The 22,988-nt window shown below is 45.0% G+C and carries 25 protein-coding genes and 1 pseudogene; 9 read left to right on the top strand and 17 right to left on the bottom strand.

The genetic code is table 11. The features are described 5' to 3' along the window. Positions 1-957: 957 nt before the first annotated feature. The gene (locus tag KAI37_RS06075) at positions 958-1,782 is read right to left on the bottom strand and encodes a collagen-like domain-containing protein (RefSeq protein ID WP_220031538.1); all 825 of its coding nucleotides are present in this window, start codon (positions 1,780-1,782) and stop codon (positions 958-960) included. A gap of 377 nt (positions 1,783-2,159) precedes the next feature. Here KAI37_RS06075 and KAI37_RS06070 point away from each other — a divergent pair, with 377 nt between their 5' ends. Further along, a complete protein-coding gene (locus KAI37_RS06070; RefSeq protein WP_233901837.1) occupies positions 2,160-2,387 on the top strand; it encodes a tyrosine-type recombinase/integrase in 228 nt (75 codons plus the stop codon). Between the two features lie 660 nt (positions 2,388-3,047). Here the strand turns inward: KAI37_RS06070 and KAI37_RS06065 are convergent. Continuing rightward, positions 3,048-3,992 carry an MBL fold metallo-hydrolase gene (locus KAI37_RS06065; RefSeq protein ID WP_220030909.1) on the bottom strand — a complete coding sequence of 315 codons (945 nt, stop codon included), beginning with the start codon at positions 3,990-3,992 and terminating at the stop codon, positions 3,048-3,050. 229 nt (positions 3,993-4,221) lie between these two features. Here KAI37_RS06065 and KAI37_RS06060 point away from each other — a divergent pair, with 229 nt between their 5' ends. Beyond that, positions 4,222-4,632, top strand: coding sequence for a MerR family transcriptional regulator (locus tag KAI37_RS06060; RefSeq protein WP_071639909.1), 411 nt, complete (start codon positions 4,222-4,224; stop codon positions 4,630-4,632). 340 nt (positions 4,633-4,972) lie between these two features. Here the strand turns inward: KAI37_RS06060 and KAI37_RS06055 are convergent, their stop codons facing one another. Further along, positions 4,973-5,395, bottom strand: coding sequence for a hypothetical protein (locus KAI37_RS06055; protein WP_420538174.1), 423 nt, complete (start codon positions 5,393-5,395; stop codon positions 4,973-4,975). A 73-nt stretch (positions 5,396-5,468) separates the two neighbouring features. Next, on the bottom strand, positions 5,469-5,672 hold the full coding sequence (locus tag KAI37_RS06050) for a hypothetical protein (RefSeq protein WP_071639907.1): 204 nt from the start codon (positions 5,670-5,672) through the stop codon (positions 5,469-5,471). Positions 5,673-6,054: 382 nt separating this feature from the next. Between KAI37_RS06050 and KAI37_RS06045 the strand changes: the two are divergent. After that, positions 6,055-6,345, top strand: a pseudogene (locus KAI37_RS06045) (tyrosine-type recombinase/integrase); the annotation flags it as partial. A 99-nt stretch (positions 6,346-6,444) separates the two neighbouring features. Here the strand turns inward: KAI37_RS06045 and groL are convergent. The 7 genes from groL to KAI37_RS06010 form a co-directional block, all read right to left on the bottom strand. Beyond that, positions 6,445-8,073 (bottom strand): chaperonin GroEL, encoded by a 1,629-nt coding sequence (gene groL, locus KAI37_RS06040; protein ID WP_013309215.1) that lies wholly within the window; start codon positions 8,071-8,073, stop codon positions 6,445-6,447. A gap of 73 nt (positions 8,074-8,146) precedes the next feature. Beyond that, on the bottom strand, positions 8,147-8,428 hold the full coding sequence (groES, locus tag KAI37_RS06035; RefSeq protein ID WP_007429271.1) for a co-chaperone GroES: 282 nt from the start codon (positions 8,426-8,428) through the stop codon (positions 8,147-8,149). Between the two features lie 359 nt (positions 8,429-8,787). Beyond that, entirely contained in the window at positions 8,788-9,555 is a 768-nt protein-coding gene (tatC, locus tag KAI37_RS06030) for a twin-arginine translocase subunit TatC (RefSeq protein WP_220030908.1), read from the bottom strand. A 111-nt stretch (positions 9,556-9,666) separates the two neighbouring features. Continuing rightward, positions 9,667-9,918, bottom strand: coding sequence for a twin-arginine translocase TatA/TatE family subunit (locus tag KAI37_RS06025; RefSeq protein WP_013309213.1), 252 nt, complete (start codon positions 9,916-9,918; stop codon positions 9,667-9,669). Positions 9,919-10,021: 103 nt separating this feature from the next. Continuing rightward, positions 10,022-10,504, bottom strand: a complete 483-nt coding sequence (locus KAI37_RS06020) for a MogA/MoaB family molybdenum cofactor biosynthesis protein (protein ID WP_013309212.1) — start codon at positions 10,502-10,504, stop codon at positions 10,022-10,024. Between the two features lie 113 nt (positions 10,505-10,617). Further along, positions 10,618-11,106: a cyclic pyranopterin monophosphate synthase MoaC gene (moaC, locus tag KAI37_RS06015; protein ID WP_013309211.1), complete on the bottom strand. Its 489-nt coding sequence runs from the start codon at positions 11,104-11,106 to the stop codon at positions 10,618-10,620. Positions 11,107-11,144: 38 nt separating this feature from the next. Then, positions 11,145-11,798, bottom strand: coding sequence for a 5-formyltetrahydrofolate cyclo-ligase (locus KAI37_RS06010; protein WP_071639900.1), 654 nt, complete (start codon positions 11,796-11,798; stop codon positions 11,145-11,147). 270 nt (positions 11,799-12,068) lie between these two features. Between KAI37_RS06010 and KAI37_RS06005 the strand changes: the two genes are divergently transcribed. Continuing rightward, entirely contained in the window at positions 12,069-14,033 is a 1,965-nt protein-coding gene (locus KAI37_RS06005) for an ABC-F family ATP-binding cassette domain-containing protein (protein ID WP_220031444.1), read from the top strand. A 546-nt stretch (positions 14,034-14,579) separates the two neighbouring features. Here KAI37_RS06005 and tsaD read toward each other — a convergent pair. Genes tsaD through tsaE form a run of 4 tightly spaced genes read right to left on the bottom strand, consistent with a single transcriptional unit; the run spans position 14,580 to position 17,493 of the window. Next, positions 14,580-15,644, bottom strand: a complete 1,065-nt coding sequence (gene tsaD / locus KAI37_RS06000; RefSeq protein ID WP_023987471.1) for a tRNA (adenosine(37)-N6)-threonylcarbamoyltransferase complex transferase subunit TsaD — start codon at positions 15,642-15,644, stop codon at positions 14,580-14,582. Next, positions 15,641-16,156 carry a ribosomal protein S18-alanine N-acetyltransferase gene (rimI, locus tag KAI37_RS05995; protein WP_071639897.1) on the bottom strand — a complete coding sequence of 172 codons (516 nt, stop codon included), beginning with the start codon at positions 16,154-16,156 and terminating at the stop codon, positions 15,641-15,643. The genes tsaD and rimI overlap by 4 nt, the downstream gene beginning before the upstream one ends. 17 nt (positions 16,157-16,173) lie before the next feature. After that, entirely contained in the window at positions 16,174-17,010 is an 837-nt protein-coding gene (tsaB, locus tag KAI37_RS05990; RefSeq protein ID WP_071639896.1) for a tRNA (adenosine(37)-N6)-threonylcarbamoyltransferase complex dimerization subunit type 1 TsaB, read from the bottom strand. Positions 17,011-17,013: 3 nt separating this feature from the next. After that, positions 17,014-17,493 carry a tRNA (adenosine(37)-N6)-threonylcarbamoyltransferase complex ATPase subunit type 1 TsaE gene (gene tsaE, locus KAI37_RS05985; protein WP_071639895.1) on the bottom strand — a complete coding sequence of 160 codons (480 nt, stop codon included), beginning with the start codon at positions 17,491-17,493 and terminating at the stop codon, positions 17,014-17,016. A 134-nt stretch (positions 17,494-17,627) separates the two neighbouring features. Between tsaE and KAI37_RS05980 the strand changes: the two genes are divergently transcribed. The 5 genes from KAI37_RS05980 (at position 17,628) to KAI37_RS05960 (ending at position 22,113) form a co-directional block, all read left to right on the top strand. After that, complete coding sequence (locus KAI37_RS05980; protein WP_025718312.1) at positions 17,628-18,158, top strand: cysteine hydrolase family protein; 531 nt, start codon at positions 17,628-17,630, stop codon at positions 18,156-18,158. A gap of 614 nt (positions 18,159-18,772) precedes the next feature. Next, positions 18,773-19,957, top strand: a complete 1,185-nt coding sequence (locus tag KAI37_RS05975; protein ID WP_028543085.1) for an acetyl-CoA C-acetyltransferase — start codon at positions 18,773-18,775, stop codon at positions 19,955-19,957. A 55-nt stretch (positions 19,958-20,012) separates the two neighbouring features. Continuing rightward, positions 20,013-20,753, top strand: a complete 741-nt coding sequence (locus KAI37_RS05970; RefSeq protein WP_071639892.1) for an acetoacetate decarboxylase — start codon at positions 20,013-20,015, stop codon at positions 20,751-20,753. A 41-nt stretch (positions 20,754-20,794) separates the two neighbouring features. Beyond that, positions 20,795-21,460, top strand: coding sequence for a CoA transferase subunit A (locus KAI37_RS05965; RefSeq protein ID WP_071639891.1), 666 nt, complete (start codon positions 20,795-20,797; stop codon positions 21,458-21,460). Then, complete coding sequence (locus KAI37_RS05960) at positions 21,457-22,113, top strand: 3-oxoacid CoA-transferase subunit B (protein ID WP_071639890.1); 657 nt, start codon at positions 21,457-21,459, stop codon at positions 22,111-22,113. The genes KAI37_RS05965 and KAI37_RS05960 overlap by 4 nt, the downstream gene beginning before the upstream one ends. A 240-nt stretch (positions 22,114-22,353) precedes the next feature. Here the strand turns inward: KAI37_RS05960 and KAI37_RS05955 are convergent, their stop codons facing one another. Together KAI37_RS05955 and KAI37_RS05950 are read right to left on the bottom strand one after the other, a co-directional pair. Then, complete coding sequence (locus tag KAI37_RS05955) at positions 22,354-22,533, bottom strand: H-type small acid-soluble spore protein (RefSeq protein WP_023987462.1); 180 nt, start codon at positions 22,531-22,533, stop codon at positions 22,354-22,356. Between the two features lie 56 nt (positions 22,534-22,589). Next, on the bottom strand, positions 22,590-22,829 hold the full coding sequence (locus KAI37_RS05950; RefSeq protein ID WP_071639889.1) for a hypothetical protein: 240 nt from the start codon (positions 22,827-22,829) through the stop codon (positions 22,590-22,592). Positions 22,830-22,988 lie beyond the last annotated feature (159 nt).

The raw sequence follows: 22,988 nt of genomic DNA, 5'->3' as shown, positions 1-22,988 counted from the left end.
AGAACTTCTAATTTAGTTTTTGTGCATCAGCATCAAAAAAGCCGATTTCACAATGGAGAATCGACTTCATAAGTATTCTACATACAGATAGGTAAGAGTTTAAAGTTATCGCTCCCTTTTCCCCCTGTTCACACCGTACGTGAGACTTTCATCTCTTACCGAGTTCCAACTAAACCAATTTATTCTATCTATGTATTAAGAAGATAATTGCTATTTTCCCAAAGTTAGATTATTTCATTTTGACATTTCAATCGTAGATTATTCACTTTTTCTTTCTGCTTATTAGCAAACTTTAAATATTGTAAAATTTTCTATTCTATCTTTGTCTTTTTGATGAATTGACTGATGAACTGCTTCATGAACAATAAGCAAGTTCGAATAACTACCGTCTTTCGAAAGATAATAAGGGTTTATGTGATGTCAGTGATGTCAGTGATGTCAGTGCCATTCATGTATCCCTAATTGCTCAAGATGTAGGAAATCATACTTTTGTCGATAGCCTTTAAGCTATTATGGTACAAGTGTATCCCTCGTATTACAAAGACTTTATACCAATTGAGAAAAGGTCTCTCATCATTTCAGTGAAATGATGAGAGACCTTTTCTGATAAGATGGTTTTTGTGAAAAAAGTGAGCATTTTTACTTACTATGAGCAAAAGTATGATCATTTATCTTTATTCCACTTAAAAGCCCCTATATATCAAGGCTTATTGATGTTTATTACATCATTCCGCCCATCTTTGATTAATCCTCGCCGCTAGACATTTCAGAACTTAACTCTTATTTTATAACATGTTTTTTCCCTATTCAGAAAATTTCATTTGCCTATATTCGTCCATATTCGCCGAGATTGTGACTTTTTTGTGATTCAAATAACGAAATATTCACCACACATCGGTTTCATGAACAATTTCCTTCTATTATATATTGAGGCATATGAAGTAGCAATTCTTCTTATTAAGTATTAGCGACTGCTGCCGTAAGAGCTCCCGTATTAATAGTGATTGTCTGTCCGCCAGAAAGGGCGTTTCCAGTAGCCTGTAATGTATAAGTGTGTGCACCTGTTAGTGGGGCTTCGTCACAGGTAGTCAAGGCAGTCGTAATAGGACTGTTTGCTGAAACAGGAGTATCGCTTGCAGTTGCGATTACGGTAGCGTCATCACGGAAGATTCTAAATGTGATCGTCGGATTTGCAGAACTAGGAGTCCATGTCGAGTAAGCGGTAAGCCAAACAGTACTCGTAATAGATGGTACAGTTACAGTTACAGATGCAAGATTCGCCGTCGGGACTTCTGCAGTTAAAGTTGGACCTGAAAATGTAGTACAGTCAAACGCGGTAAAAATACCAGGAGCACCTGTTGCGCCAGTAGCTCCGGCAGGTCCCGTTACGCCTATCGCGCCAGTAGCTCCAGCAGGTCCTGTTGCACCGGCTGAACCTGGCGTTCCTGGTATCCCTTGCGGTCCCTGAGCTCCCAATGGTCCGGCAGGTCCCGGTATCCCTTGTAGTCCTGTTGGTCCTGGAGGACCTAGCACTCCCTGTGTTCCTTGAATCCCTTTCGGCCCGGCAGGTCCCAATGACCCGGGAGGCCCCGGTATTCCTTGAAGGCCTTGTGGAGCATTAACCATAACTTCAGGCTTAACCTTAATCACTTTAACTTTCTTAACGAGGTGGCGTCTGATTTTCTTTGCAAGGTAGCGTCTGACTTTCTTGGCAAGATAGCGTCTGACTTTCTTGGCATGTTTGGACCTTTGCTTTCTCAAATGATACGGTTCACACTTCATAAATTTCACCTCCACAAAAGATACCACATTGTATGTTTGGCATTCGCGGAAGATTGGACACTTGCCTGGGAGATATCTAACATGGGGAACATACCCAATCCAAGAGGTCTTGAATGGGAATCAAGTCAATCATTTTTTTAAGCAGCACTGGCAATCGCATGACTTGAATAATCCCAGTGTAAAAACACTAAAATCCCCGCCGACCAATTAAGGTTGCGGGGATTTTACATACCTAGGAACCTGATTTGATTGAAGATTACACTAACCTCCTAACCATTCAAGAGATAGAAAGAAATAAGCGACCTTCCACATAGCATGACGGGGGATTCGTATTCGCAAAAACTGGTGAATTTGCGGGTTACCCTCAAGTGATAAAAATGGTAGAACTACGGATGAAAAGATTACTTAAGTTAGCTGGACTCAATCAGGAATTAACACCACATTCACTTAGACACACCCATACTTCTCTTCTAGCTGAGGCTGGTATTAGTTTAGAACAAATCATGCACCAACTCAGTCATTCAAGTGATCGAATCACAACAAAATGTATCTCCATATCACGAAACCAAAAAGAAAAGAGGCTTCTCAAAAGTTCGGAGAACTAATGAGAGCCTCTAAAAAACAGACTAATTGTTAACAAATCGTTAACAAATCAATATAGCAACCCTTTAAACCCTTGTTGCACCAAGGTTTTTTGGTTTTATTACTTCATGCCGCCCATCTTTGATTTACTCTCGCAGAGGAACGTCGTAAAACTTATCTTCTATTGTATAGCTTGTTTGGGCTTATCTTCAGAAAGTTTTATTCGTCTACATCCGCCCTCATTCGCCGGAATTGTGATTTTTCATGTGATTTTTTGTGATTCAAATAACCATGTTGCCCCCCACATAATTCATTCTAATCAACAACTTCCTTACAATTGTATAATGGGGTATAGAAAGTAGCAATGATATTTCTGAGAATTTAATTTTCTAAAATATCTCACCTTCTCTTGGCGGCATAGGTATGCTCTATCCCGCTCCCAACTCTCCAGAATGACGATATCTCGTAGTGTAGACTTATCCGGCCCCATAATATAGTTATTTTGCTCTAAAGCAAGCAACTAACTTTTATGCTTTCTGTACACCTCCGCGTCTTTATCTCCAGATCTAACATATTACGGAAGACTGACAATTACGTTCGAAAATACCCAAACGTGCTGCCGGGTTGACATTCAGAACTGGCTTTGTGAATCTGGTGGAGTTAAAGGGAGTGCTAGTTGTGTCTCATCTATTATTTTGAACAAGCATTGTATTGAAGAGCCAGCGAAAATTCCATCTGAAATACTGAGCTAGATGCCAATCTTCATAGCCATTTAATACACCTTCATTTAACCAGTAAGACTCTGGTTTTCCGCTCGTCGCAGCTTCAGACACATAAGCGATCGTTTTTTCTAAAAAGCGAATGACATCTAGGATTTTATCTGGAGTGGACACATCTCCATGCCCGGGAATGACAGTATCTACCTTCAGATCTCTTTGAATGCGTCTAAGGATGCGTATCCAAGCGTAGGGATTACCGTATGGCATGACCGGAATCGTCTTGTTGGTTATTAAATCACCAGCAATCAAGGTTCGTTCTTCAGGCACGTAAATAACGGCATCGCTTAAAGAATGGCCGCCTCCGTAAGATAAAACTTCGACAGTGCGTTTTGCTCCTTTTATAACTAGTTTATCGTCAAAAGTTATCGTGGGTATCACCCTACGAAGGGAAGGGATAGCATCATACAGGGCTCTCTGCACGGAAAGATCATAGCCGATTTCGGTTAACATGTGCGGATTTTTTTCTTGTGAACGTACTTGATGTAGGCTATTTATTAACTTCTGAATGTTTTGTTGCATTAGATCAATATTCACTTTACCCATTTCAGATAGCAAATCTCTTGTCCAAACGGTAGATATAAAATCACTTTCCATGAATTCCTGATTGCCGTTGACATGATCTCCATGGAAATGAGTATTGATCACATATTTAATTGGTTTATTCGTTAATTGTTCTGCGGTTTGACGTAACAAAGCACCAGAATGCGGTAGGTTGGTTGTGTCCACAACAACGGTCAAATCCCCAATGTCAATAATTGCCGCATTCCCCAGCGAACCACTACCAGGTACCGAAATAGCACCCCAGATACCTTCCGCTGCTTGTTGAATCGTGAAATATTGGTTGTTCATTGTTTATGCCTCCATCAAAATAAGTTTGACACCATTTCCTTTTATCTTTAGTTTTTTATGTTTCATGTATATCAATTAGCAACTTTAGCTTACAAGTTAGAGTCAACTAGAAATCAAGCACAAATTTTTGAAATGAAGTTAGAGGTGCAAATATCGACTTCGAGTTGACTTAAAGATGTATAATAGTTTTAAATTTTGGTTTAGAAAAAAGGAGTGACATAAAAAAACAATGCTTACTATAAGTCAAGTATCAGAAAGAACAGGGCTAACTCCTTATACGATTCGCTATTATGAAAAAATTGGAGTGCTACAGGAACCAAATCGAAGAAATGGAAGGACACGCATTTATACCGAAAGTGAGGTTTCATATATACAATGTTTAATTAGATTAAAAAAATTGGGATTGTCGCTTGAGGAGATTACGGAATTTACTCGTGACGGATGTGTACTGGATAAAATTCAAAAAGGGGAAGAAGTTGCTAATTTTACTCCTGCCTTACACATACGGATAGAAATTCTTGAAAAGCATCTGGTGGAACTGGAATCCAAGCGGCAGGAACTTGAGTGCATGATTTCCCTTGCTAACGAGAAGATAGCCCTGTACCAAAAACTTACGAAAGACGATATAGTGACGATATAGTAATGTAGAAGACCTGGTTCACCACCAGCATATACGATGGCAACAGAATTGATTGAACTACCGGGAAACGTTAGTTCAATGAAATAGCGATAGTCTAGGGCTTTATATTCCCGTCCTAGCCTACCGTTGTTTCTTTTATTGTAGTTATCAAAACTTTATTTTCATCGAACATTTAAAAAGTGGATTCATAGCACCTTGAATGTCCGTCTGTAAACAATTTCTTTAATAAAAAAGCTCTGCCGACCAATTAAGGGGGTTAATTCACTTGCTGGCTTGAACAAACACATAATTAATCTTCCTCACCAAATGGCTTGAAGGACAAGTTGTATAGCAGGGTAATTTAGAGGTTTCCAGGCTGTGAATCAGCTATTCCCCATGTTTCCCCATTAACTTTATAATCACTGCCTCTCCACTGAAGTGTGTAGTTTCCAGAACGCAAACCGTTGGTGATACCTTCATCAGTACTTTTCCAAATAACTGTGTCATGAGGAGCAATTACTAATGCTTCAATATATAGTTTGTTTGAACCGTTATGAGTTAAACTTACTTTTACTGGATTATTAGAGTGATTTTTCATACGAAGTTTAACATGCCCCCATCCCTTAGGGACATCAAAGGACTCTCCTACAGTTGCGCCTCCGCTCGATCTTTGATTAATTATGATGTTTTCGTTAGTTTTACTTGTTGAAGCTGAAGTAGCCCCTACCGTAATCGCCATGCTTAAAGACAAAACCGAGAACAGAAATATTCTTTTCTTCATCATTTTCCCCTTCTATTTTTTGATATGGTCTACCTTAAAGAGACTACCGTCTACAATCTGGTAGGTCCTTTCATATCTACTCTAATTCAAACTGATTCCGCATATAATACGCTCCGGCAATCTTAATCGTATCGGGCGAAAACTTTTCTACTGTCCCTCCATAGTCTACAACCGATAGCACGTCTTCTCCCAATGACTGAACAACGTATACTCTTATCTGGCTTAATGCAGCTGCAAACAGTTCTATGTCCGACTTTAACACTTTATATGTATGGTTCATGCTGATCACCTCAGTCATTCATTCGATGAATGTGTGATAATTCCTTCAATGTAACAAATCCCCGCCGACCAACTAAGGTTAGTTAGACAGTTCTCCAATTTGATATTCAGCTTGAACCAAATCTAACAAGCCGAGTATTTGGAAGCTATGAGCTATCTTTTTTATCGCTGCCCTCTGCGTTCAGCAAACGTACTCCCACTAATTGGGTACATGTCGTTCCGGTAACCTTTCCCCATATATGACTGCGCTACAAGGTACCTCGCACCTTTAATATACAAAAGTTCGCTCGTACGGATTAACTAAGTTGTTAATGGAACTCAGTATAATTTGAGAGAGCGTGTTATACAGGAAGTAAAGCTCCGGGCGCATATATTTGAGGATCATAGCCGCCCACAAGAACGGCTACCCACTCATTCAAAAAAATGTTTTAATCCGTATGGAACGTATTCTCAAGAAAACCTCAATTAAAAAGAAAGCTACTCCTCATATTTTTCGACACACTCACATATCGATGCTGACTGAAGCTGAAGTTGATCTCAAAACGATCATGAAGCAAGTTAGCCAAGATGACGCTAAAACTACATTGAAAGTCTATACGCACGTTACGGAGAAAATGAAGAAAAATGCCAATGAGAAGATTAAAAATCACTTCGCAGACATCCTTCAAATCTGACTCGTTGCAGAGAATGTGATTTTTTCGTGATTTAATGAAGAAAGGCTCCCTCTCGGGAGCCTTTTAAATAGCGGTATTACAGGGTTTTTATCCCCTTTGTTACATCATGCCGCCCATTCCACCCATACCGCCCATGTCAGGCATTGCAGCCTTTTCTGGTTCTGGCTTGTCAGCGATAACCGCTTCAGTAGTCAGGAACATTGCTGCTACGGAAGCAGCGTTTTGCAATGCATAACGAGTTACTTTCGCAGGGTCAACGATACCAGCGTCGATCATGTTTACCCAGTCGCCAGTAGCTGCGTTAAAGCCTACGCCAACTTCTTCGCGTTTCAGACGCTCAACGATTACAGAGCCTTCTTCACCTGCGTTAGCAGCGATCGTGCGGATTGGAGCTTCCAGAGCGCGCAACACGATGTTCACGCCTGTTTGCTCGTCGCCTTGCAGTTCAACAGCTGCAACTGCTTTGTATACGTTCAGGAGCGCTACACCACCACCGGATACGATTCCTTCTTCAACCGCAGCACGGGTTGCGTTCAGGGCATCTTCGATGCGCAGTTTGCGTTCTTTCAATTCTGTTTCAGTAGCCGCACCGACTTTGATAACTGCTACGCCGCCGGACAATTTAGCCAGACGCTCTTGCAGTTTCTCTTTGTCGAACTCGGAAGTAGTTTCTTCCAGTTGCGTACGGATTTGACTAACACGAGCGTCGATGTCGGCTTTGTTTCCAGCACCGTCAACTACAATCGTATTTTCTTTTGTGATACGCACTTGACGTGCTGTACCCAGTTGGTCTACGGAAGCTGTTTTCAGGTCCAGACCCAGTTCTTCCGTGATCACTTGACCGCCTGTGAGGGCAGCGATATCTTGCAGCATTGCTTTACGACGGTCACCAAAGCCTGGAGCTTTAACAGCTACAGCGTTGAATGTACCACGCAGTTTGTTAACAACGAGCATAGCCAACGCTTCGCCTTCGATGTCTTCAGCGATCAGAACGAGTGGTTTGCCTTGTTGTACGATTTTTTCAAGCAATGGCAGGATTTCTTGTGTGTTTGTGATTTTTTTGTCTGTGATCAGGATATACGGATTGTCCAGTACAGCTTCCATTTTGTCCGTATCTGTAATCATGTACGGGGAAATGTAGCCACGGTCAAATTGCATACCTTCAACCACTTCCAGCTCTGTTGCAAAACCGCGGGATTCTTCAACAGTGATTACACCGTCTTTACCCACTTTTTCCATAGCTTCAGCGATCAGTTCGCCTACTTCATCATCAGCAGCGGAAATACCAGCTACTTGAGCAATGGATTGTTTGCTTTCGATTGGTTTGGAGATGGCTTGCAGTTCAGCAACAGCCGCTTTAACCGCTTTGTCGATCCCTTTACGGATACCGATTGGGCTTGCGCCAGCAGTTACGTTTTTCAGGCCTTCTGTGATGAGGGCTTGAGCCAAAACAGTAGCAGTAGTCGTACCATCACCAGCTACATCATTCGTTTTGGTTGCTACTTCTTTAACCAGTTGAGCACCCATGTTTTCGAACGCGTCTTCCAGCTCGATTTCTTTTGCAATCGTTACACCGTCATTGGTGATGAGCGGGCTACCAAATTTTTTCTCCAGTACAACGTTACGGCCTTTCGGTCCGAGTGTTACTTTAACAGCGTTAGCCAATGCATCAACCCCGCGCAGCATGGAGCGGCGAGCGTCTTCACTGAATTTAATATCTTTAGCCATTTGTGATAAACCTCCCTATGGATTATGAATGATTTGTTTCAATTCCTATATTCAGGTCTTGTCCGGGTTCCGGTTAACCGATGATCGCGTGGATATCGCTTTCTTTCATAATCAAATATTCTTTACCTTCATATTTGATTTCCGTTCCAGCGTATTTAGAGAAAATGACACGGTCGCCTTCTTTTACTTCCAGAGGAATACGGGCACCGTCTTTCAATGCGCCTGCGCCAACCGCGATAATTTTGCCTTCTTGCGGCTTTTCCTTGGCAGAGTCAGGAAGTACGATCCCGAAGGAAGTCGTTGTCTCTTGCTCAATTGCTTCCACCAATACGCGTTCACCCAAAGGTTTGATCATGAAAAAATAGCCTCCTTATTAAGTGTTTTATCCTGTAATTTGGTTGTTATGTTGTATGTATTAGCACTCGACAGTCGTCAGTGCTAACAACCAACTTTATGATACTCAACTTGAGATTGAATTTCAAGTCCCTAATGTATTTTTTATGGGAATTTTTATGGACAGCCCTTCCCGATTATATCCATCTATCTGAAAAATAAACGTTAACTCAAGGCTAATGGTTACTTTTAAGGCAGCTAAGTTGCTGCTGTTCATACTCTGTAAATAGTTATGAAATACAAATGCTATTCATTATCTGCAAGCTGCCATGTAGCGCGGACCCGAATAAATTGTTTCTGAGCCATTCAGGTCCTGCCTTATTATTCCGAAGCTACACGCAACTGGGCCTCACGTTCCTCCTGCGCACGCAGCTGCCTGCGGTACACGACCGAAGACAAATACACGCTCACTTCATATAGCACCAGCAACGGAATCGCCACCAAAAAATCGGAAATAAAGTCCGGCGGAGTAATGACAACCGCGACGAACACAAGCAGAAAATAAGAAATCTTCCGCCATTTGCGAAGCCGCATTGGTGTTATAACATGAATCCCCGTCAGAAACATGATAAGTAGGGGGAGTTCAAACAACAGCGCTACAGGCAGTACAATATTAAACATAAAGGTAAAATATTGTGCGATCCCGTACGTTTCCTGTAATCCCATACTTTTGGTCACAGACGATGTAAACTGAATCGCCATTGGGAAAATAATGAAATAAGCAAAAGCTGCCCCAATGATGAACAAAAGCAGCACATAAGGCACATACCGCAAAGTCGTACTCCGTTCTTGCGGTCTTAAGCCCGGGCTGACAAACTTCCACAGTTGGTAGCAGGCAAACGGTAGCGCCACCGCAATCCCAATGATCATGGCGATCTTCATGTAGATACCAATCCCGTCCCAAAAGGAAAACGCGTTTAACTGAAAAGCTTGCGCCGAACCGGAGCGAATAAGCCAGTCATAGACAGAGCCCGCCGCGAACAGACCACCAGCCAGTGCCAATACAAATACAATTAGCACATAAATAATTCTGCGGCGAAGCTCTCCCAGATGTTCCATTAGCGGCATTTCATGCTCTGATGGGGTCAAGTCCATTCCTCCTTTCTGAACGGAACGCAGCAGCGCCTCCTAAAAAATAAAGCCCTTCACTGAAGAAGAGGCTCTTGTTTATTGTACACGCATCAAGAATTATAATTAAATCTATGACAAGCGTTTATCCTCAGGCTGAGGTTGAACTTCTGAAGACGTCGTTTGTGATGCTTTGACCACACTATCTTTGCTGTCTTTACGCTCAGTCCGCTCATCTTCTGATAAAATATCGCGTGCCCCGTTTTTAAACTCACGGAATGTACGCCCTACAGCTCGACCCAGCTCAGGCAGCTTGTTTGGACCAAATAACAGTAGCGCCAGAATAATCAACAAAATATAACCCGGTGCTCCAATATTGGGCATGTGTAGTAATCCTCCTTATGTTGACGGACAAAATAAGCATCTTTGCCCGTATACGGCCTTATAAATTCTTATAGGTATCATACCACACACGATGTGCTGCCTTCTACCGGAACTGGCCTGTCACCATAAGCAACGCTTCTGGAAGTTGGTCCATTATCGCTGCCAAATTTTCATGCACACCTTTAGGCGTTCCTGGCAAATTGACGATCAGTGTACGTCCGCGTATTCCCACGATTCCACGGAATAGCATAGCCGCTGGATTTTTCTGCATCACGATCATTCTCATGGCTTCCGCCATGCCTGGCACTTCCCGTTCCACAACCCGCCTAGTCGCCTCGGGTGTCACATCACGGATCGCCAGCTCAGTTCCGCCTGTAGTTAGTACCAGGTCTGCATGAAAATAATCGGTCATTTCGATTAAAGCTGCAATAATTTCATCCGGTTCATCGGGAACGATCCGGTATTCCACAATCTCTCCGCCCAGTTCTTCTTCGATGAGTTCCCGGATGACCTGTGCGCTTGTATCCTCACGCTCTCCCCTTGCCCCTTTATCACTGGCTGTTAGGATCGCCGTTTTCCACACCATAAGATCACCCTTCTCCTATCATGAAAGAATACTTTCTCTTCTGAAAATCAGAAACAGCCACGCTGCATCCTCCATCACATCACAGTACCCTCTCGGCGACAATGTTGTCTATGTCAAGGTTCCCGGTGGTCCTCCCTTTGAAAATCCCCATGCTTGCCACCTGTTTTGGATTGCAGCATGGTAGGGCCGATGATCATATCTTTTTGCAGCGCCTTGCACATATCATACACGGTTAACGCTGCGGCTGAAGCCGCTGTCAAAGCTTCCATTTCTACCCCTGTCTTACCTTCGGTCTTTACTTCAACTTCAATATGAAGCACATCATGTCCATTATCGGAAAAAGTAATGTTCACGCCTGTCAGGGCCAGTGGATGACACATCGGTATCCAGTCTGACGTTTTTTTCGCGCCTTGAATCCCTGCGACCTGAGCCACAGCAAGAACATCACCCTTGCCGATTCTTCCTTCTTTTACAGCCGTCAATGTAGCCGGATTCATCGTAATCTGAGTCACGGCAACTGCTGTACGAATCGTAGACGTTTTACCCGAAATATCTACCATCCGAGCCCGTCCCTGTTCGTTAAAATGAGTAAAGGAATCCACGACTCCCTCACAGCTCCTTTCACATACCCAACTTTACTTCATTCATCATTTGTCAATTTTGCATAATCACAATCTAAGCGTCCATCCAGAGTAAACAGCACGTCCACTCGCAAATCCCTTGGCTCCATGGGCACCTGTGTCAGCAATTGTCCCGGCAGCAGCAGCGAGACATAAAGCGGACCTACGTGGCTGTTGTTACGCTTCTCTGCCTCTACCTGTACGGTAAAGCGGTCATAATAGCCTCCGCCGTAACCAATCCTGCCCCCACGACGATCAAAGGCCAAGCCAGGCACAACAACCCAGTCAATTCCCGCCCACATTTCAGGCAACCATTCCTTGCATGTCAAAGCAGGCTCAGGGATGTTCCAGATGCCGGGTACAATATCTCCGTACTGATCCATCTCCCTCAGCTCCATAGTCCGGGTTACCGGATCCACTCTTGGGGCCAGGACACGATCTCCCTGTGACCAGCAATGCTCAATGAGGGGAGTCGTCGAAATCTCGCTGCCAAAAGAGAGATAACTAAATAATGTTAGCTTATCTCCGTTTCTGTCTATTCTAAGCTGCTCCCATGCCTCGATTGCATGCCGACAGGCCACAGCCGATGCCTTCTGCCTTGTCAGCGGGTCCATGGAGTCACGCGCTTCCCGTTGCTGCAAACGCAGCGCGTTCTTCACATCACAGACATCCATCACATCCGCCCTCCCGCACAATCGTCGATAATCTTTAAAACGTTGCTATTGTCCCATTTGTCAGTAAGTGCTGTACGTTGCAAGTTTTTTTCATTCTTTTTCACTTCTCGTTTAAGTTTATCATTGTTTATACAAATTGACTACACGCGGCTCAAGGGTTTACAGGGTGAAAGCAGTGCAATAGTGGGTAATTTCATGTAAACTGGAAGGAAGGTACCTGCGAAGAAAGCAGGTAGAACTGTGCAAAATGTAATGGAGGAACGATACGCTATGCTATTGCAAGTAACCGGAATTACTAAATCCTATGGAATTGAGCCCGTTCTGGACGGGATTAACCTTCAAATATTGGAACGTGAACGTATTGGACTCGTAGGTGTGAACGGTGCGGGCAAATCGACCCTGCTCAAAATCATTGCTGGTGAAATATCCTATGACAGTGGACAAATTTTCAAGGCGAAGGAGACCAGCATCGGTTATCTGGCGCAAAACAGCGGCTTGAATTCTGATCGTTCTATCTGGGGGGAAATGATGCTGGTGTTCACTCCCCTGATTGAAGCGGAACGGGAACTGCGGCAAATGGAACAGGACATCGCTGACCTGGCCAATGCTCAAAACGAAAAACGCTACGCAGATCTGCTGGAACGCTATGCACGTCGTTCAGACTGGTTCAAGGATCACGGTGGCTATGAAATGGAGACCCGTATTCGCAGCGTGCTGCACGGTATGGGCTTTGGTTCATTTGCACCTGAGACGCCTGTAGCTACTCTGAGCGGAGGACAGAAAACCCGGCTTGCGCTAGCGCGCATCCTACTGCTCGCCCCAGATGTCCTTATGCTCGATGAGCCTACCAACTATCTGGATATTCAAACATTGACCTGGTTGGAGGACTATTTGCGCGGCTATTCCGGTTCTCTGCTGGTTGTATCACATGACCGTTATTTTCTGGACCGACTGGTAACAACGATTATTGAAATCGAACGCCATCGTTCTACCCGATATACAGGCAACTACAGCCGCTACATGGAGTTAAAGGCTGCCGAGTACGAAACGAACCTTAAACATTACGAAAAGCAGCAAGGAGAAATTGCCCGTTTAGAAGCATTCGTACAACGTAATATCGTACGGGCTTCCACGACCAAACGCGCTCAAAGTCGGCGCAAGCAGTTAGATAAAATGGAGCGTATGGATCGGCCCATGGGAGACTTGAAAAAAGCTCATTTTTCCTTTGAAACAGCCCATATGTCAGGTAAGGAAGTGCTGGAGGTACGTGACCTCTCTGTGGGGTATGAAGGTAAAGAGCCTTTATTCCAGCACGCATCGTTCGACTTAAAACGTGGAGATACCGTGGCACTGATTGGTCCGAACGGGATCGGAAAATCGACATTGCTCAAATGTCTGACCGGATCACTTAAACCTGCTGCTGGCTCCATACACTGGGGCACAAAAATCAAAATCGGCCTGTATGATCAGGAGCAGACGAACCTGAACCCCACCAATACCGTATTGGAGGAGTTGTGGAGCGAATACCCTCATATGGAAGAAGCACGTATTCGTACAGTGCTGGGTAATTTCCTGTTTAGCGGTGACGATGTACTGAAAAAGGTAGCTGCATTAAGCGGAGGGGAAAAAGCCCGCGTTTCTCTGGCCAAGCTCATGCTGCGCGAAGCCAACGTATTAATTCTAGATGAGCCTACCAACCATCTGGATCTATTTAGCAAGGAAGTGCTGGAAGCGGCTTTGATGGACTATGACGGTACGCTGTTGTTCATTTCCCATGACCGTTATTTCCTGAACAAAATGGCGGAACGTGTCATCGAGCTACATCCTGAAGGGATAGAACATTTCCTGGGGAATTATGATGACTATGTAGCCAAAAAGCAGGAGTTAGAGGAAATTGCGCAGGAAGCTCTGGAGGCAAATCAGGCCACACGCGGCAAAACATCGGCTACCTCTGCATCCGTGACAGACGAGACCACATCCAAATCACGCGCTGCCACCTATGCGGCAGACAAACAAGCCAAAAGCGAGGAACGCAGCCGTCAACGCAAGCTGGAGGCATTGGAAAACCAGATTAAAACGCTGGAAGAACAAATTTTAGGGCTGGAGGAACAAATGACCCTGCCTGAGATCTATCAGGATTACACAGCGCTTCAGAATATTCAGGCACAACTCGACACCCATAAACAGGAATTGACTGAAACCTATACCGCTTGGGAAGAGCTGTTAGAAGAATAAACAGTACTGCATAAAATCTTAGCCTTAAAAATTTCACATTTTCCTCTTCTGTATTTTTGTACACAAGATTATCCACAGCTTATGTGTATGAATGAGATTGAAAAATGGCCTTTTGGGCCATTTTTTTATTGATAAAAGGCCGTTTTCAAATGAAAACCAAATTTATCCACCTTTTTATCCACATTATCCACAGATTCCACAAGAACTAAAGGTGTTACATATCCCCCAACTTGCTATCTCCAAAAAGTCTTAGCCTGCTTGCTTCGGGATCGGTTATCCACATTCGAATCGGTATATGTGGATAACTTTGTTCACAACTTGACAAATCACATCATTATTCGGGCAGTATCAAAATTCCAGATTTTTTTGATGGATCATGAAAAATCGTGAATAATTGTGACGAATAATGCGACAGAATGAGATGCTGCCATTCATTTGCTCAAACTCCTGTATTTTATCCTCTTGAATTTATATTTTTATGATAGTTATGGAGCGGAACAAAAAAGACACGACTCAACTGTGCCGTGTCTTCTCATTCTTCTTCAATTAAGTTTGGACAGACCATTCTTCCAGAGACAGTCCTGGATCAGCCTTCATATCCAATGAGGTAAATTCCCCACGCTTCCATTTGGCGTAGGCCGCAGCGCCGATCATCGCTGCATTATCTGTGCAATATTTCATCGAGGGTACAAGCAGCTCAATTCCTTCACGCTCACAGCGCTCCCGTAATGCTGTACGCAGTCCGCGATTAGCAGCCACACCGCCACAAAGCAGGAGCTGCTTCGCACCGTATTCACGCATGGCACGAATCGCCTTTTCCACCAGCACCTCGACGACCGACTCTTGAAAGCCTCTTGCGATCGCTCCGACATGAACGGTTTCTCCGCGCATTTTCGTCTGGTTAATTACATTCAGCACCGCAGATTTCAAACCGCTAAAGCTAAAATCATAAGAATCCGGCTCCAGCCATGCACGCGGCAAAGTAACCACTTCCTCCGATTCATGAGCCACACGATCCACATGCGGACCGCCGGGATACGGAAATCCAATGGCTCTCGCTACTTTGTCGTAGGCTTCTCCAACCGCATCATCCCTTGTACGACCAATGAGTTGAAAATGACCTTCGGACTCCATCAGCACCAGCTCTGTATGTCCTCCTGACACAACGAGAGCAATGCACGGATATACAATATCATGCTCCAGCTGATTAGCATAAATATGTCCCGCGATATGATGCGTCCCAATTAACGGCTTGCCGAACGCCAAAGCAGCGCTCTTAGCGGCGACAATACCAACCAGCAATGCACCAACCAGTCCTGGTCCTTGTGTCACGGCAACCGCCGAAATCTCGCGTGGGGTAATTCCTGATGTTTGCATGGCCTCGTCCAGCATATAGGTGATGCTCTCCACATGTTTGCGTGAAGCCACCTCTGGCACAACACCACCAAAGGCTTTGTGTGTTTCAATCTGACTGGAAATCAGATTCGAGAGCACCTCTGTGCCGTTTTTCACGACAGAAACAGCCGTTTCATCACAACTCGTTTCCACTGCCAGTATATAGCAAGGCTCGCCGGAGGCGGAGCCTGTACCTGCTTTTTCCTCTTGCGTCATTGCTTCTGCACGCTTCCTTCCTGTTCACCGGATGCCCCATGCGCGGGAAGATCCGCCCACATGATCACGGCATCCTCGTTATTATCCGAATAATAGCCTTTGCGCACACCTGCGGGCTTAAAGCCTTTTTTCTCATACAAGCCTTGAGCGATCCGGTTCGTTACCCGCACCTCCAGCGTCATACGTTCCATCCCTAAATAAGAGGCGGTCTGCATCAGCTCATCCAACAGCTTGTCTCCAAGCTTACGTCCGCGATAAGCCTCACGAATCGCAATATTCGTAATATGGGCCTCATCCATAATCGTCCACATGCCTGCGTAACCAATGGCTTGTCCGTCTAGCTCCATAATCATATATTTAGCGAAATGATTCATCGTCAGCTCATTGCGGAATGCTTCCTCTGTCCACGGTAGCGTGAACGCTTCATGCTCAATCTCCAGCACATCGGGAATATCATTCAGTTGCATCAAGCGAAACTCAAGTTTCTCTTCCCGCTGTATGTTCTTTGCCATGTTGTTCACCGCTCTCTTCAGCGCTGACGAAGCAGATTGGCTTCCGCCTCCGCCAGCTGGGTATAATTAGGAACCAGCGTATGTAGCTCGTCATGTTCTTGACGAAGCAGCTTATCCGCCCCAAGGCGGCCAACCCATCTTCCTTCCAGCTCATAAGGTACGATACGTAGCTCGCTCCAAGCACGCAGGCGCTCGGCTGTTTCGGCGTGAACCGCCGTTTCACCGACTAGCCAAATGACCGGAGGACGCTCTTCAGAGGGCAAAGCCTCCAGCCGTTGCAGCAGGTCATCGGTCCAAGCAGTCATCAACCGGATTGCATCTGGCTCCAGCCGTTGCTGACTCTCGACGTCGTCAACTGTATTCACGGCGAACAGCCCCGTGTAAACCTGACCACGGCGCGCATCCAGCACAGGCACAATCCAGTCTGCTGCCTGCGCTCCGGACGAACCGTTATTCACAGACTCATTTTTATCTTCTTGTCCCTTCATCTCGATACCACGATTCCAACCACCCCACGCCAAAGCGTGCAAAGTGGATATGGACGTCACCGGGACACCCCAGGCCCAAGCGAGTGTTTTGGCTGCGGTCACGGCAATCCGGATACCGGTATAAGACCCCGGTCCAACACCAACTGCAATACCGTCTACATCATCTCGTGTCAGCCCTTCTTCATTCAGCAGTCGCTCCAGCTCGGAAATCACATGCACGGAGTGATTACGTTCACCATAGACATTGCTTTCTCCCAGCAGTTCTCTTCCGTTCATCAGAGCGGCCGCCATCACGGTCGTCGCTGTATCTAACGTCAAAAACCGCTCACGCGGCTTTACATTCACATCTGTATGCTCTCTTTGCATGGTTCAAACTCCATTCTCCCGCAAACTGCGGCACCATTGTTCATAAGGCTCGCCGTACCCGGTCAGGTGAATCAAGCGCTCCCCGACATCCGTTGTTTCTATATACATGTGAAGCCGCTGCTCCGGCAATATATCCGGTATAATACTCCCCCATTCCACCAGACATACTCCTGTCCCATAAAAATATTCGTCCAGCCCGAGATCCTCCGCCTCGTCCTGGGAAATCCGGTACACATCCATATGATACAAAGGCAATCGGCCCTCGTACTCCTTAATGAGGGTAAAGGTTGGACTATTTACGATACCCGGCACACCTAAATGGCTGGCAAAAGCCTTGGAAAAAGCAGTTTTGCCCGCTCCCAGATCTCCATCCAGCACAATCACCGTTCCGGGAACCGCTTTGGCTGCCAAAAAACCTGCCAATGCCCCGGTCTGTGCCTCTGAGACAGAACGGAACGTAAACTGCTCCTGCGAAATTGTCATATATTTTAATCACCTTTCGTCCGAATCGGACCGTTCCAACTTGTTCTTTATTATATAGTTCACCTTATGTCGCCGCAAGGCATGAAGACATGCTATTGTAAGTTAGATGATACACACAGGGAGGGATTGAAACGATGGGGCAAACTGTTTTACTCATGATTGATGTTCAGCAGGCTATGTTTATGTATGATGAGAAGCTGTATCGTGAACAGGAAGTTGTAGCGCATTTGCAGCAGCTTTTGGACAAAGCCAGAGCTACAGGTACACCGGTGATTTTTGTACAGCATACCGATGAAGCGGATGAGGATTTCCGGGAAAACAGTGTAGGCTGGGCCATCGCCGACGTGGTGCGTCCTCTTCCTCATGAACGAATTGTCCGTAAATCATCTTGGGACAGCTTCTACCAAACTGAATTGGGCCATGTACTAAAGGAACTGGGGGCCGATCAACTCGTAATCGCGGGGATGCAGACCGAGTTTTGCCTCGACACGACTTGCCGAAGCGCCTATAGTCTGGGATACCAGAACAACGTGCTCGTATTGGATGCGCATAGTACATTTGATAGCAAGGTGCTGAGCAGTGAACAAATTGTAGCTCATCATAATGGGATGCTTGGCAATCGTTTTGTGCGTTTACTCGCGACAGCGGATGTAGATTTTTCGTAAGTTGTTGAAGTTTTATATTCCAAGCCGATTGCTTTCAAGCAAGTCGGCTTCTTTTTTTGTTCATGCGAAAAAAGCGCCCTTTCGAGTGACACCGTTAACAAGAAGCAAGCTGGCACAATATGACGAAGATCATGAATATTGAAAGGCAAATCCGTCTTCAGAACATTCTGGAGGCTTTTTTTATTTCCCAGCGATGAGTTAGATGATATTTGCGAAGAAAACTTTTTCACATATGGATTGAAACTTTCATTTTTAACAGAAAATTCAATTTATGATCATGATTTTCAGAAAAATTTAGAAATTAACAGAAAACGTTAGAATGGCCTAATTATTGTGGAGTATATGGCCCTATAAACATCTGTACATAGATATATGTAAATATTTGAACATTGAACAAAATCTGTATTAGAATTATGATAATTCTGGTTTTAATTTCCAGCCAGGAAAGAAGGCGATCGGACCGTCATACTCACTGTCTAGGCACCATGATATGCCCGCATGTAAATGTATCTTGCAGTCGCTGCGTTTCGTAGGTTAAGAGCGGAAATTACGAATTGAAGTGCAATCATGGATGTATTGTGTCTTGAACACAGCGAAAGGAATGTGAGTTTTTAATGAAAAAAGTAGCTTTAGTAAGCCCGTTGAGAACAGCGGTCGGCTCTTTTAACAAAACCCTTGCGCCTCTAAGCGCTCCTGAACTGGGAGCAACTGTGATGACAGCATGCCTTCAGCAAAGTAAATTAGAGCCTTCTTTGATTGATCAAATTTATTTGGGAAATGTTCTTCAGGCGGGCAATGGCCAAAATCCTGCCAGACAGGCGGCACTAAAAGCCGGTATCCCTATTGATGTACCCGAAACAACGATAAACACGGTTTGCGGTTCAGGACTCCATGCCGTTGCTTTAGCTTACAATTCAATATTGGCTGAACAAGGCAACATCGTCTTGGCCGGAGGCATGGAGAGCATGTCGAATGCCCCTTACCTGCTAAGAAATGCAAGAAACGGCTACAAACTTGGCAACGGTGAGTTGGTAGACTCCCTGGTGGCCGACGGTCTTACGTGCCCGATCAACCATTACCATATGGGAATTACCGCAGAAAATGTTGCCGAGAAATATGGAATTTCAAGACTTGAGCAAGATGAATTTTCCTATCAAAGCCAGATAAAGGCCGTAGAAGCTAAAAACAAGAAGCTTTTTGAAGAGCAGATTGTTCCAGTCATGATCAAAAACAAAAAAGAAACTATTTCTTTCACGGAGGACGAACACATAAGAGGAAATACAACGAAAGAAAAACTTTCTCAATTAAAACCTGCGTTTAAGGAAAACGGAACAGTTACCGCCGGAAATGCTTCAGGAATCAATGATGGCGCGGCGGCTATGCTTGTAGTGTCGGAAGACAAATGTAAGGAACATGCGTTAAAGCCGTTGGCATATATCAAGGGTTATTCACTTGTTGGCGTTGACCCTGCATATATGGGAATGGGACCGGTGAAGGCCATTTCGTCACTTCTAAAGCAACAGGGAATGTCTATTGATGACATCGATCTTTTTGAAATTAATGAAGCGTTCGCCGCACAAGCACTAGCGGTATTGAAAGAGCTTGGAATCAATCCGGAGAAGGTAAATGTCAATGGCGGCGCGATCGCGATCGGGCATCCTGTCGGTGCAAGCGGTGCTAGGGTATTAGTTACGCTGGTTCATGAAATGGTGCGAAGATCTTCACGTTACGGCATCGCCTCGTTATGCATCGGAACGGGAATGGGAATAGCGATGCTAGTTGAAAATGCACTCATTTAAAGTGCGAGTTCAGGATGACTTTTAGAACTACCTCTTAAAAGGAAGGGAGATCGCTATGAATCAAAAAGATGTACTTTCACTCCAATCCATGCCTGCGGCCAGCGGCAGTTATGGGCGCCCGCCTTGTCGCTTCATCAACCGGGAATTTTTGATCATTACCTATGAATCCGATCCCGCTGCGATTAGACAAGCGGTCCCGGAACCTCTTCAGCCGGATGGAAGCAATACCGTTTCCTATGAATGGATCAAGATGCCCGATTCATCCGGGTTAGGAAGCTATGAGGAAAGCGGTATTGTCATTCCGTGTACTTTTCATGGAGAACCCTGTAATTTTGTTGCCCAAATGTATTTGGATAACGCGCCTGCTATTCTGGGAGGACGTGAAATCTGGGGATTTCCGAAAAAATGGGCGAAGCCTCGCTTGATCGTTGAGGAGACGGAGACGCTGACGGGTACATTGCATTACAACAACGTCCTGGTGGCCACGGGAACCATGCCTTTCAAATATAACATTCTTGATGAAAAGGAAACGGCTAAAGCCATCGCAAAAACGCAAGTTAATTTGAAATTAATTCCTGACGTTGACGGTACCCCAAAAATCGCTCAGTTAGTAGCGTATAATCTCGAGAACGTTACTGTAAAAGGCGCCTGGTCAGGGCCTGCCAGATTAAGCCTGATCCCCCATGTCAACGCTCCTGTGGCAGATTTGCCGGTTAAAGCTTATATTGGCGGAAAACATTTTATTGCTGATTTAACGCTTCCATATGGAAGAGTCCTCTACGATTATCTCCAATAAAGTTTGCTTTCCTAAAAATATATATATAAGGAGAAGGAACCATGAATAACAAAGTAATCTCCGCTGAAGAAGCAGTTAAGAAGATCAAAGACGGAGACACGGTGATGGTCGGAGGTTTTCTGGCAGGAGGCTTTCCGGAGGACCTAGTGCGTGCGCTTGTCGACACCAATCCCGCCAGCAATCTTACGATTATTTCCAATGACACAGGCACACCGGAATTATCTATTTATAAGCTTGTAAAAAGCGGCAGAGTAAAGCGGATTTTTGCATCCTATATTGGCTCCAATCCAGAAACGGGAAGGCTCCTGATGACGAAAGAAGCAGAGGTCCAACTTTTCCCGCAAGGCACACTCGCTGAAAAAATACGCGCAGGAGGGGCCGGTTTGGGCGGTGTTTTAACACCTGTAGGTGTAGGCACCGTTGTAGAGGAAGGAAAAAAGAAAATAGAAATTGATGAAAGAGAATATTTGCTTGAACTCCCGCTCAAAGCGGATGTGGCGCTAATCAGAGCCCATAAGGCTGATGAAGCTGGGAATCTTGTCATCAACGGCTCTTCACGTAATTTCAATATGGTTATGGCTACAGCGGCAGAGTATGTAGTTGCTCAGATAGACGAATACGTAAAGACGGGAGAAATTGACCCCAATCATGTCAACGTTCCCGGAATATTTGTCGACGCAATTGTAAAGGTGGGTGAAAACGCATGAATAACAGAGAATTCATTGCCCGAAGAATAGCCCAGGAATTCAAAAATGGCGAAGTGGTCAACCTTGGTGTCGGATTGCCTACAATGGTAGTGGACTATATCCCCGAAAACATTCATATTATGCTGCAGGCTGAGAACGGAATCCTCGGTGTAGGCCCCAAAGCGGCTCAGGGAAAAGAAAGGCTCGATTGTATCGATTCAGGCGGAAACTACGTTACAACTATGGAAGGAGCATGCTTTTTTGACAGTGCACTTTCATTTTCCATCATACGCGGAGGGCATGTGGATATCACCGTGTTGGGCGCCCTGGAGGTAGATGAGAAAGGCAACCTTGCAAGCTGGATGATCCCTGGGAAAAAAGTTCCAGGCATGGGGGGAGCCATGGATTTGGTGGTTGGAGCCAAGAGAGTCATTGTAGCCATGGAGCATGTGAACAAAAATGGGGCGCCGAAAATACTGAAACAATGCAAGCTGCCCCTGACTGCTGTAAATGTTGTAAAGACCATAGTAACCGAAAAAGCTGTCATCGATGTTATTCCGGGTAAAGGGCTGATGCTAAAGGAAATTGCTCCGGGTTTGTCGGTGGAAGACGTTCAATTGGCAACAGAGGCTAAGCTGATGGTTTCACCACATTTAAAGGCCATTGCAGTATAAAGGTCATAGAAAGGAGCCAGTTGCACCTTCAAATTAACTTGTCCGGCGTTTAACTGCCCCCTCGACTGCATTTATTATTACAAATAAGGTTCGCTAATTGCTCATTGAGCAATTGCGAGCCTTTTAGGGTTGGAGCGGGACCATTCAAGCAGCATTCTACGATGAAAGCCTACAGCTGTCCAAGATCTTTCTAAAGCTATACCCCATACTATGGGAAAAAATCTGTTTGGTGCCCCTCTCCTATTGTTCTTCCAGACGATCCACACGGACGGTTTGAGTATTTCCTGGTCTGCTACCTATCTGTACCGTTGCCATACCGTTTGCTTGGTCTACATGCTCAATCCAGATCGGTTTACCATCCAATTGTACAGCAATATTTTCGGATGAATCATAAATAGCTTTTGCTCGTTCCACATTCATGCTATTCTTCCCCTCCTGATTGTTGTTGTGTGCATTCATTCAGAAATATAGTTCACCTAGTCTTCATCTATAATCCGTTCAACGTCTAATGAAGGGATGCCATGAGAAGGCGAAGTTGAAACTACAGCCTCCAAATCCACATGAGCCACAGCTACGGGAAATGGCGGACGGATTCCATGTGAAAGAGCAAACTCGGGCGGCAATGCATCCTGTTCGCCTCCAGCTGGGCCCCGAAAGGCGATTTGGCTTTGACCCACACGATGCCTGATTTGCTGAGGATAGGATTTTCCGGACATAAATTGTGTACCCCCTTTTGAATCGGATATGCCTTACTATGTACCAAAATTGCTGTAACCATGCGCACGCGGAAGCAATTCGCAGTCTTCATCCATACCTCATACAATTACTTGTACGAAGCATAAAAATGATTAGCTCACAGCCAAGGCGTTGGAATC

It is taken from the genome of Paenibacillus sp. S25, from assembly GCF_019454085.1.
In the GTDB taxonomy this organism is placed as follows: Bacteria; Bacillota; Bacilli; order Paenibacillales; family Paenibacillaceae; genus Paenibacillus; species Paenibacillus polymyxa_B.
The sequence above is the reverse complement of the archived record's forward strand: the minus strand, read 5'-3'. Positions and strand labels throughout refer to the sequence as shown.

Bases quoted from the DNA above. Each gene is read 5' to 3' on its own strand.
- KAI37_RS06075 (WP_220031538.1), bottom strand. From the start codon at position 1,782: ATGAAGTGTGAACCGTATCATTTGAGAAAGCAAAGGTCCAAACATGCC.
- KAI37_RS06070 (WP_233901837.1), top strand. From the start codon at position 2,160: ATGGTAGAACTACGGATGAAAAGATTACTTAAGTTAGCTGGACTCAAT.
- KAI37_RS06065 (WP_220030909.1), bottom strand. From the start codon at position 3,992: ATGAACAACCAATATTTCACGATTCAACAAGCAGCGGAAGGTATCTGG.
- KAI37_RS06060 (WP_071639909.1), top strand. From the start codon at position 4,222: ATGCTTACTATAAGTCAAGTATCAGAAAGAACAGGGCTAACTCCTTAT.
- KAI37_RS06055 (WP_420538174.1), bottom strand. From the start codon at position 5,395: ATGATGAAGAAAAGAATATTTCTGTTCTCGGTTTTGTCTTTAAGCATG.
- KAI37_RS06050 (WP_071639907.1), bottom strand. From the start codon at position 5,672: ATGAACCATACATATAAAGTGTTAAAGTCGGACATAGAACTGTTTGCA.
- groL (WP_013309215.1), bottom strand. From the start codon at position 8,073: ATGGCTAAAGATATTAAATTCAGTGAAGACGCTCGCCGCTCCATGCTG.
- groES (WP_007429271.1), bottom strand. From the start codon at position 8,428: ATGATCAAACCTTTGGGTGAACGCGTATTGGTGGAAGCAATTGAGCAA.
- KAI37_RS06025 (WP_013309213.1), bottom strand. From the start codon at position 9,918: ATGCCCAATATTGGAGCACCGGGTTATATTTTGTTGATTATTCTGGCG.
- KAI37_RS06020 (WP_013309212.1), bottom strand. From the start codon at position 10,504: ATGGTGTGGAAAACGGCGATCCTAACAGCCAGTGATAAAGGGGCAAGG.
- KAI37_RS06010 (WP_071639900.1), bottom strand. From the start codon at position 11,798: ATGGATGTCTGTGATGTGAAGAACGCGCTGCGTTTGCAGCAACGGGAA.
- KAI37_RS06005 (WP_220031444.1), top strand. From the start codon at position 12,069: ATGCTATTGCAAGTAACCGGAATTACTAAATCCTATGGAATTGAGCCC.
- tsaD (WP_023987471.1), bottom strand. From the start codon at position 15,644: ATGACGCAAGAGGAAAAAGCAGGTACAGGCTCCGCCTCCGGCGAGCCT.
- rimI (WP_071639897.1), bottom strand. From the start codon at position 16,156: ATGGCAAAGAACATACAGCGGGAAGAGAAACTTGAGTTTCGCTTGATG.
- tsaB (WP_071639896.1), bottom strand. From the start codon at position 17,010: ATGCAAAGAGAGCATACAGATGTGAATGTAAAGCCGCGTGAGCGGTTT.
- tsaE (WP_071639895.1), bottom strand. From the start codon at position 17,493: ATGACAATTTCGCAGGAGCAGTTTACGTTCCGTTCTGTCTCAGAGGCA.
- KAI37_RS05980 (WP_025718312.1), top strand. From the start codon at position 17,628: ATGGGGCAAACTGTTTTACTCATGATTGATGTTCAGCAGGCTATGTTT.
- KAI37_RS05975 (WP_028543085.1), top strand. From the start codon at position 18,773: ATGAAAAAAGTAGCTTTAGTAAGCCCGTTGAGAACAGCGGTCGGCTCT.
- KAI37_RS05970 (WP_071639892.1), top strand. From the start codon at position 20,013: ATGAATCAAAAAGATGTACTTTCACTCCAATCCATGCCTGCGGCCAGC.
- KAI37_RS05965 (WP_071639891.1), top strand. From the start codon at position 20,795: ATGAATAACAAAGTAATCTCCGCTGAAGAAGCAGTTAAGAAGATCAAA.
- KAI37_RS05960 (WP_071639890.1), top strand. From the start codon at position 21,457: ATGAATAACAGAGAATTCATTGCCCGAAGAATAGCCCAGGAATTCAAA.
- KAI37_RS05955 (WP_023987462.1), bottom strand. From the start codon at position 22,533: ATGAATGTGGAACGAGCAAAAGCTATTTATGATTCATCCGAAAATATT.
- KAI37_RS05950 (WP_071639889.1), bottom strand. From the start codon at position 22,829: ATGTCCGGAAAATCCTATCCTCAGCAAATCAGGCATCGTGTGGGTCAA.